The sequence below is a fragment of the Wandonia sp. genome, assembly GCF_984588085.1.
In genome coordinates, this window is sequence record NZ_CFIGVI010000038.1 from 20938 (window position 1) to 30176 (window position 9239).

The following is a 9239-nucleotide window of genomic DNA, read 5'->3' on the forward strand; positions in this document are numbered from 1 at the left end:
TAATACCTTTCAGCAAGGAAAGTGAACTGCGTTTAATTTCTATTTTAGGCTCGATTACTTTTTCTCGCATAGTAACTCCTTTGCCGGCAAGAAGAATGTCTTCAGAGTTCAGCATAGGTTGTTTTTCTTCTCCTAAAAAAGTGATTTTATAAAGGTCTTTTTCACCCATTCCATCTTCACGGAATGAAGTCATATAAGCATCTTTTCCATTTGCAGCAACAACAAAGAAAACATCATCGTCCGGAGTATTGATCGGATATCCGATGTTTACAGGGGTAGACCAGGTATTGTCGTCTTGACGAACCGAGTAAAAAATATCATAGCCACCAATTGTACTGTGTCCCTTAGAGGAGAAATAAAGCGTTTTTCCGTCCGGGTGCATAAAGATCCCATCTTCATCGTATGGAGAGTTAACCGTTTCAGGAAGCCTTTCAATAGTAGCCCAGATTTCTTTTTTTGCGTCCCACGATGCAACGTAGATGTCTTTATCTTTTGGAGCTCCTTTTCCCGAAAGAGGGCGATCACTTACAAAATATAATTTTCGCATATCAGGGCTATACCAGGCAGAAGGCTCGTGGTAAGGAGAGCAAATCTCGCTGTTTAGTTTTTTTGGTTTAGACCATTCTGATCCTTTTCGTACACTTTCGTAGATATTACCATCTCCCTTATCGTCAATATAAACAAGCATTTTTGATCCATCAGGACTCAAAGCAACAGTAGCGTCATGTCCCTTTGTGTTGATTGGTTCACCAACGTTTTTTGCAGCCTGATATTCTTTGTCTGCTTCTTCTGACATGTAGATGTCCTCAAAATAGCCTCCGAAATCATCACTACTATTTCCTGCTGAATTCGGGCGTCGACTGGTAAAATAAATCTCTGAACCATCTGCATTCATGACCATGCCGTATTCGGGATATTGTGAATTTATGTTTTTACCCATATTGTCAATCCACACCCGAACCGGTTTAACCATTAGTTTTTTACCATTCCGACACTCTTCAATATGTTTGGACGTTTCCATGATACGTTCCATGTCGGTTTTAGTATTAAGCGTATTCTTAAATGCCTCATACGCTTTGATGGCTTTGTCCCATTGCTGTGAAAGTTGAGAACCCCGGCCGATGTAATACTGAACTTCAGGGTTTACGGTCGGTTGAAGTTTGTAGGCTCTCTCAAAGTACTCAAGCGCTTTAAATTTCATATTGGAATTTAAGTGGCAAAGACCAATTTTAAAGTTCAGGTCAGCATTATTGGGGTTAAATTCATGAGCTGCTTCAAAAAAGGGTAAAGCTTGTTTGTATAGGGGAAATGGAGCGTAGTTCAATAGTTTATTTCCCTCATCCAGATTTTTTACAGCGGCTTTGAATTCATCCTTCCTGTCTTTGAAAAGATTTTTATCGAACTCAACATTTTGAGCAATGGATACGAATGAAAACGAAAGGAAAGCAAGTAGTATATTCAGATTCTTCATTTTGATCAAAATTTATTGATTGTTACAGTCAGAGTTTTTGTAATACGTTTGAGCAGCAGCAACTCCTAGTTCAGCAGCTCTTAACCAGTCATTACATGCCCCGGATACATTTCTCAACATCTCTTTGGCTACTCCCCGGTTATAATATGCATATGCGTATTCGTTATCAATCCCGATCGCTTTATCACAAGCGCTTTCAGCTTCTTTGAATTGTTCTAATTTTATATGTGCCGCAGCAAGGTTGTTGTATGCGTATGCATAGTCACTCTTAACTTGTACCGCAGCTTTAAAATCCTCTATAGCTGCTGCATAATTTCCTTTTTCAAATTTTGCATATCCTCGATTATTTAAAGAAAGATGATTCTTAGGCTCAGCTTTTAATGCGTTATCATACGCACGGATAGCGTTATCTAATTCTCCTTTTTTTCTGTAAACACTCCCTAAATTATTGAATGCAATAACAAGTTTGTCATTGTGAAGAGTTGCCAACTGGTAATCTTTTATAGCCTCATCATATTGTTCCAGCATTCTGTTTGTACTTCCTCTTTCGTTATACCCGAAAGCAAAATCTTTTTTGAGAGACACTGAAGAAGTAAAATCTTCTTTTGCTTTTTCATAATTTTCAGATTCGAAATAAAGAAGACCTCTTTGGTAATAATATTTGTAATTATCTCCTTTAGCCTGTATTGCCTGCGAGTAAAATTCAACTGCTTTTTCAGTTTGATCTGAATTTTCTGCAATAAGGGCTAATTCAAAAAATGCCTGATGAAGTGTAGCGTCTAGTTCTACAGATCTTGTGAAGTCAGAGGCCGCTTTTTCAGTGTCCTTCAACTCCGTATACGCATATCCTCTGTTTAAAAAAGCTTTAGAAAACTCTGGTGCCAGAGTAATTGCTTCTGAAAATGCAAGAACCGCTTGTTCAAAGTTTTTTGATTCAAGAGCTTCAACACCGGAGTTGAATTTTTCCTGCGCTTCAATACTGATTGAGTTTTGACTGGTTGAATCTTCAATAATTGTTTCTGCATCTTGAGACCAGCCGATCTGAATCTGTGAAAAAAACAAAACTGTACAGCAGATTACTAGTTCATACAAGGGTTTTTTCATAGTAGATTTTATTTTGAATCCTATGCGAATATAAGAATTCATTTTTTCCAACCAAATAAATTTGCAAAAGGTGCTTTTAAGGAAGGATGAAAGCTATAAAAGACTATCTTCGTGAAATGGATTTGGTTTCAGGTTCTACCGGGCTTTTAGGGATGCATGTGCTATATGATCTGACTGCAAAAGGTCGTCATGTTCGTGCTTTGTTCAGAAACAAAAACAAGATCAGTCTGGTAAGGAGATTGTTTGAATTTTATGATCCGGAGAACGTTGAAGAAAAATGGAGTTTAATCGAGTGGTTTGAATGTGATATACTCGACGTATTTCAATTGGAAAAGGCTTTTGATGGTGTTTCTGATGTGTATCACTGTGCTGCAACCGTTTCCTTTAGAAGACGGGAGTTTTCTTCAATGATAACGACTAATCGGTACGGAACGGCGAATATGGTTAATTTAAGTATTGATCATAACGTACGAAAATTTTGTCATGTCAGTTCTACTGCTGCCGTTGGCAAATCTGTCCGGAATCAGAATAAAGATGTTGTGGAGACAGATAAGTGGGAGCAAAATCCAGATACAACCGGATATGCCGTTTCTAAGTATTTGTCTGAAAAAGAGGTATGGAGAGGTGTTGAGGAAGGTCTGAATGCAGTAATTGTTAATCCATGTGTTATTTTGGGACCCGGAGATTGGAATGAAAGTTCGCTTACGATTTTTAGGGCAATACATAAAGGACTTCGGTTTTATCCTCCGGGTGCTAATGCAATTGTAGACGTCCGTGATGTCTCAAAAAGAATGTTAGCCTTAATGGATTCGGAGATTTCCTCTGAGCGTTTTTTGATTATAGGTGAGAACATAACCTATAAACAACTATTTGATACCATAGCGGATGCTTTGGGGAAAAAGCGACCAACAATTCGTGTAAATAAACTATTAATGGGGCTTTCCTGGAGATTAGCAGCCGTTTTTAGTTTGATAACTGGTAAACCAACAGCACTAACTAAACAGTCAACAAAGAGTGCATTTAGCGTAACAAAATATTCGTCTGAAAAGATAGATAATTGGATTCCTACAGCGTATTATAGTGTAGAAGAATCTGTCGAAAATTCTGTACAGTTTTCCTTTTTTTTCGTAAAAAGGTAACCTGATCCTCTTTTCTTTTTTTGATAAAAAAGTAGGATTAACCCCAAAGTAGGCAACCCCTCCGTTTTTTTCTCGTTATTATTTGGGCTGAAGTATTTTTTACAAAAGCAAGTGGGTGTTTACTAACCGAAATTTTAGGTATTATGAAAGTTCTACTAACTACTTTGATGGTAGCTGTTATTAGCTGCGGTGGATTGAGTGCGCAGGAGAATCACCAGGGTCATGATCATAATCATGATGCACAATTGGTGAGTTGTAGAGAGGAAGCGGGTGATCAACTAGATGGACACCTTATTTCAATTGGTTTTCCTCAACATTTTAACGAGAGATACGATTTCTCTCTAGATGATTTTAACCGTTTCAATAGGGTCATGGTTGATTTTATTCAGAGAAAAGTTGTAGATGAAATCTGTGAAGGAGAGCTTTCCGTTGAGTTAGCTTCTGACAGAATTTTTGAATTAATAGAAGTCTATAGGGACGAACTTCTTTTTGAACCGGTTTACGAGGAAGGTTTCATTGTTATCGGGAAGTATTACAGGATTCCGATAGAAGAAGGTCAGGAAGATGTGATGAATAATCGTTCCAGAGCGGCAGGAGAACCGTGTCAAAATGCAGATTTTGAAACCTGTAACTTTACAGGATGGGAAACGATTTGTGGTAGAGTAAATAACAATCCTTTTCAAATTATTAATCAGGTAATGTGTGTTCCTGGTGGAGCAAATAGTCAGCATGCTATTGTTAATGGAGGGAATGATCCTGTCGTAGGGGTCCCAAGAGTTAATCCTGCGGGAGGGAATTGTTCTGTTCGTGTTGGAGATGGAACCGGAACCGGAGCACGCGCCGGAGCATTGGTGCAAACTTTTCAGGTGGATGCGGCAAGTACGGTGTTTACCTATTCGTATGCCGCCATTTTGCAGGATCCAGGACACTCGGCCGGGGAACAACCCTTTGTGCGTGTGCGTTTGTACGATGAAAATGGACAGAGTATCTCTTGTGCAGAGTATGAGGCATACGGGGGAGATGGTCAACCGGGGTGGAATACTCAGGGGAATGTTACTTATAGAGACTGGACGACTGTTTTTGCTTCGTTGGAAAATTATGTTGGGCAAAATGTTACAATGGAGTTCTCTGTTGGAGATTGTTCTCAATCCGGACATTATGGGTATGCATATGTTGATGCGTATTGTCATGTAATGGAAATTGAAGCACGTTGTGAGGGACAAGCAACTATTTTGAGTGCTCCTGATGGGGCTGCAGCGTATTTATGGAATACAGGAGAAACGACTCGCGAGATTTCAGTAACTACAGCAGGACATTATTCATGTAACGTGACTCCTGTTCAGGGGGCAAACTGCGCGGTACTGGTAGAGGCAGATATCGTTCCGTTTCCTGTTCCACAACCTACTTTTACTCCGGACGCTGCAATTATCTGCGAAGGTCAGGATGTTGAGTTTACTGACGGGACAACGATCGGTACTAACGGAGTAATTAGTTCTTACCAGTGGGACTTCGGTGATGGAATCCAGACACCACATTCTACAGGTGGAATAACCGGGGTGAATCAAACTACGGGAACCTATACTTTACCGGAGCACAATTATCCGAATCCGGGAAATTATAATGTAACTCTTACCGTTTATTCAGAGGATGGTTGTTATGACTCATATACTTCTCCTGTTCTGGTGAATCAGTTGCCTACTGCAACCATTGCAGGTGATGTAAATGTTTGTGTAGGAGATGCAGAGCCACAGGTTACATTTACCGGAGCGGATGGGGTTCAACCGTATACTTTTACATACACAATAAATAATGGATCTCCCCAAACTGTTACCTCTCCTTCGGGAAGTAATACAGCTACTGTAAATGTACCAACTACAACAGATGGAACATTTGTGTACGATCTGGTTAGTGTTGAAGGTGGAGATCAGGCTTCTTGTGGACAAAATCAACAAGGAACAGTTACTATAAACATAAACACAGTTCCTCAGGCGACAATTGCATCGGATGTTGCTGTATGTCAAAATGCACCTAATCCGGTAGTTACTTTTGAAGGAAGTAATGGAACATCAGCTTACACATTTACTTATTCTATCAATGGAGGAGCAGATCAAACGATTTCTACTCAGGCAGGACAGAATTCTGTTACACTAAATGCTCCATCAGATGTTGTGGGAGCATATGTTTATAACTTAACAAATGTATTGGAATCATCCGTTTCTGCTTGTTCTCAGCAACTCAATGAAACAATAACAGTTGATATTTTGCCATTACCTACAGCAACTATTTCAGGGGCAGTAGACTTATGTCAATACGAGCCGGATCCTCAGGTTGTCTTTGAAGGGCAAAATGCTACTGCTCCTTATACTTTTTATTACACGATTAACGGCGGCGCAGAGTTGACAACCGTCTCTGATGCTAATGGTGAGGGGACTGTAGATGCGCCAACCAATGTCGTAGGAAATTACACCTATAATCTGACACGGGTTGTAGATGATAATGGATGTTCCAGTGATCTCGCCGATGATATTGATATTGAAATTCATCCGCTACCTACAGCTACTATTTCAGGGTCAGTAAATGTTTGTTTAAATGATCCCGAACCTGAGATTTTATTTGAAGGAGTAAACGGTATTGAACCTTTCACTTTTACTTACGCAATCAATGGAGGGGCTGATCAGACTGTTCAGTCATCAGGAGGTCCGGATGTTACAATAACGGTTCCTACTTCTCAGGCGGGAGTTTACGAATATAATTTGAATTATGTTTCGGAAAGCTCTCCTCTTACTTGCGGACAATCTCTTGATCAAACAGTTCGGATTGAAGTATATGATCTTCCGGTTGTGTCAGCAGGAAATGACATAACAGTTTGTGAAGGATTTACAGTTGTCCTTACAGGAAGTGGAGCTGTTTCTTATCAATGGGACAACAATGTGGTTGATGGAATTCCTTTTGTACCTACTCAATCCGGTACCTATACTGTTATTGGTACAGACCACAATGGTTGTCAGAATACGGATGATATGTATGTAAACTGGGTGCCGACACCACAAGTGAGTTTCGTTGCCGACACGTTAGACGGTTGTTTACCTGTGCACACTAATTTCACAGCACAGGCTACAGGTAATATAGCAACATGTTTATGGAATTTGGGAGATGGATCTACATCTAATTCATGTGATGAGGTGACGCATTCCTATCCAAATGCAGGATGTTACACAGTTTCGTATACAGTAACAACTGTTGAAGGTTGTACAAATACGGCTACCATTCCAAATTATATTTGTGCATATCCTTATCCGATAGCTGATTTTACGCCTACACCGAATGTGTTGTCTACAATTAAATGGGAGTCAGAAATGGTGAATGAAACCTCTGGAGCATCTACTTATTTTTGGGATTTTGGTGATAATTCAGCACATTCGTCCGAATTTTCTCCTATTCATGAATTCCCTACTAATGAGGGGGGAGACTACATTGTGACGTTAATTGCTTATTCTGAACATGGGTGTACAGATACAACGACCAGGTTAGTAAAAGTAAATGAAGAAATACTATACTATGTGCCGAATGCTTTTACACCTGATAATGATGATTTTAATGAAGAGTTTAAGCCCATATTTACGCAAGGATTTGACCCGTACAGTTATACTTTACTGATCTTTAACAGGTGGGGAGAAGTTCTTTTTGAATCAAATGATGCGCGCGTAGGTTGGAATGGAACGTATGGAGGTACCATTGCCGAGGATGGGGTGTATATTTGGAAAATCACTTATAAAGTAAAAGGGGTGGATAAAAGACAGGTGATTACAGGTCATGTAACTTTATTGCGTTAAAACTCCAATATAACATTATTAATGTGTAGTTAGAATATTGTGATAATTGTTTGAAAAACAGACAGTATTTAGCAAATCTGTTTTGAGATAGAAATATCAGGTGTGGATTTTATGTAAACCTGAAAAGTATCAGTATTTTTACAATGGTACGCTTACCTGCCAAGGTAAGCGTACTTGATACTAACAAATTACTATTACTCAAGAAGATGGAAAGACTGCTGTTTTTCATTCTGTTTGTTACACTTCAATGGATGAGCCTGACCGGATTTTCGGTTTCTCATAAGCATATACCTGTATTTTCAGATAATATAGAGGAAAGCTTCACAAAGGGTGAAACAGATGGTTCGAACGAACTGTTTAGATAACAAAGCTGTCTGACATCTTTAGATTTTTTGAAGCGTTATGAAAAAGTACAGCTGTTATTTGCTTGTTCTGTTTGTTTTGTGGGTACCTAGAGTTGTAGGGCAGGAAGATCATTTTCATGTGCATACAGAGGAAGAAGCAATGTCATTTGTAAAACGATCTACGGTTGGTGAGATTACCGATTATATTGCAGGGGAGTTGTCGTTTTTTAAAATTTCAGATGATCTAAAATTAAACCTATACCGTCAAAGTCACAGGGAAACGGTGGATCATATAATAAAACGACGAACAGTATTTGCAAAAAATCTTGCAAAAAATCTGAAGTCAGGTAAAATTGATTCATTGGAAGAAGTATATCAAGAATATAAGAAGTGGATTGCGAATTTGGAGCAAGAGATAGAGTTGATTCCGTTCAGTAAAGAAAGAACAGAAGAAGAGTATTCTTTACGTTCCAGAGAAATGAACGGACCCTGTGAGAATATGGATTTTGAAGACGGTACATTTAATGGGTGGGAACTGACCGCAGGAACACATCCTGGAAATGCCTATGGAGTAAGTGGTGCTAATACTGTTGCTCCGGGAGGTCAGCATCAGATTATGAATGGAGGTAATGATCCTGTTGTTGGAATTCCTCGTGTAAACCCTGATGGAGGCCAGTATTCGGCACGAATTGGAGATGGGGCATCTAGCGGGGCAAATGTGGCAATGCTAAAGCAGACCTATCTGGTAGATATGAGTAATGCAATATTTACTTACAGTTATGCTGTGGTGGTTGAAGAGCCGGGACATCCGTTGGCAGAACAACCCTATTTTATTGTACGATTATATGACGAAAATGGTAATGATATCCCATGTGGAAGTTATAGTGTTCAGTCTACTGCCAGTAATCCTGATTTCATTAATGCGGGGAATGATGTTTTGTATCAGAACTGGAAAACAGCTTTTGCTCCGTTGACATCTTATATTGGTCAGAACGTAACGATCGAATTCCGGGTAGCAGACTGTTCTCAGTCCGGACACTACGGGTATGCTTATGTTGATGCTACTTGTCGACCATTTGGAGTTATAACATCTACGGGAGGAACATTTATTTGTGGGAGCGATCCGTTAACATTGACAGCTCCGGATGGTGCAGCATCATATTTATGGAGTACGGGAGAAACCACTCAGAGTATTACAGTTACAACGGGAGGTTATTATGAAGTAGAAATGGTTCCTGTCACTGGTGTTTCATGTTCTATTACGGCATCTATTACAGTAGGAAATGCACCCTATCCTGTAGCTGATTTTACGATGGCTCCATCTACCGTTTGTGAAAATGATGATATA

General features: G+C 39.5%; 4 protein-coding genes and 1 pseudogene. 3 read left to right on the forward strand and 2 right to left on the reverse strand.

Translation table 11 applies throughout. The features are described from left to right. The coding region (locus tag AC4PL9_RS12190) for a hypothetical protein (protein ID WP_491605023.1) at positions 1–1471 on the reverse strand (1471 nt) is incomplete at its 3' end. Between the two features lie 12 nt (positions 1472–1483). Beyond that, entirely contained in the window at positions 1484–2575 is a 1092-nt protein-coding gene (locus AC4PL9_RS12195; protein ID WP_491605024.1) for a tetratricopeptide repeat protein, read from the reverse strand. Positions 2576–2661: 86 nt separating this feature from the next. Between AC4PL9_RS12195 and AC4PL9_RS12200 the strand changes: the two genes are divergently transcribed. The 3 genes and pseudogenes from AC4PL9_RS12200 to AC4PL9_RS12210 all read left to right on the forward strand — a co-directional run. After that, entirely contained in the window at positions 2662–3714 is a 1053-nt protein-coding gene (locus tag AC4PL9_RS12200) for an NAD-dependent epimerase/dehydratase family protein (protein WP_491605025.1), read from the forward strand. 143 nt (positions 3715–3857) lie between these two features. Further along, on the forward strand, positions 3858–7547 hold the full coding sequence (locus AC4PL9_RS12205) for a PKD domain-containing protein (RefSeq protein ID WP_491605026.1): 3690 nt from the start codon (positions 3858–3860) through the stop codon (positions 7545–7547). A gap of 402 nt (positions 7548–7949) precedes the next feature. Further along, a pseudogene (locus tag AC4PL9_RS12210) lies at positions 7950–9239 on the forward strand (hypothetical protein); the annotation flags it as partial.

Bases quoted from the DNA above. Each gene is read 5' to 3' on its own strand.
- AC4PL9_RS12195 (WP_491605024.1), bottom strand. From the start codon at position 2,575: ATGAAAAAACCCTTGTATGAACTAGTAATCTGCTGTACAGTTTTGTTT.
- AC4PL9_RS12200 (WP_491605025.1), top strand. From the start codon at position 2,662: ATGAAAGCTATAAAAGACTATCTTCGTGAAATGGATTTGGTTTCAGGT.
- AC4PL9_RS12205 (WP_491605026.1), top strand. From the start codon at position 3,858: ATGAAAGTTCTACTAACTACTTTGATGGTAGCTGTTATTAGCTGCGGT.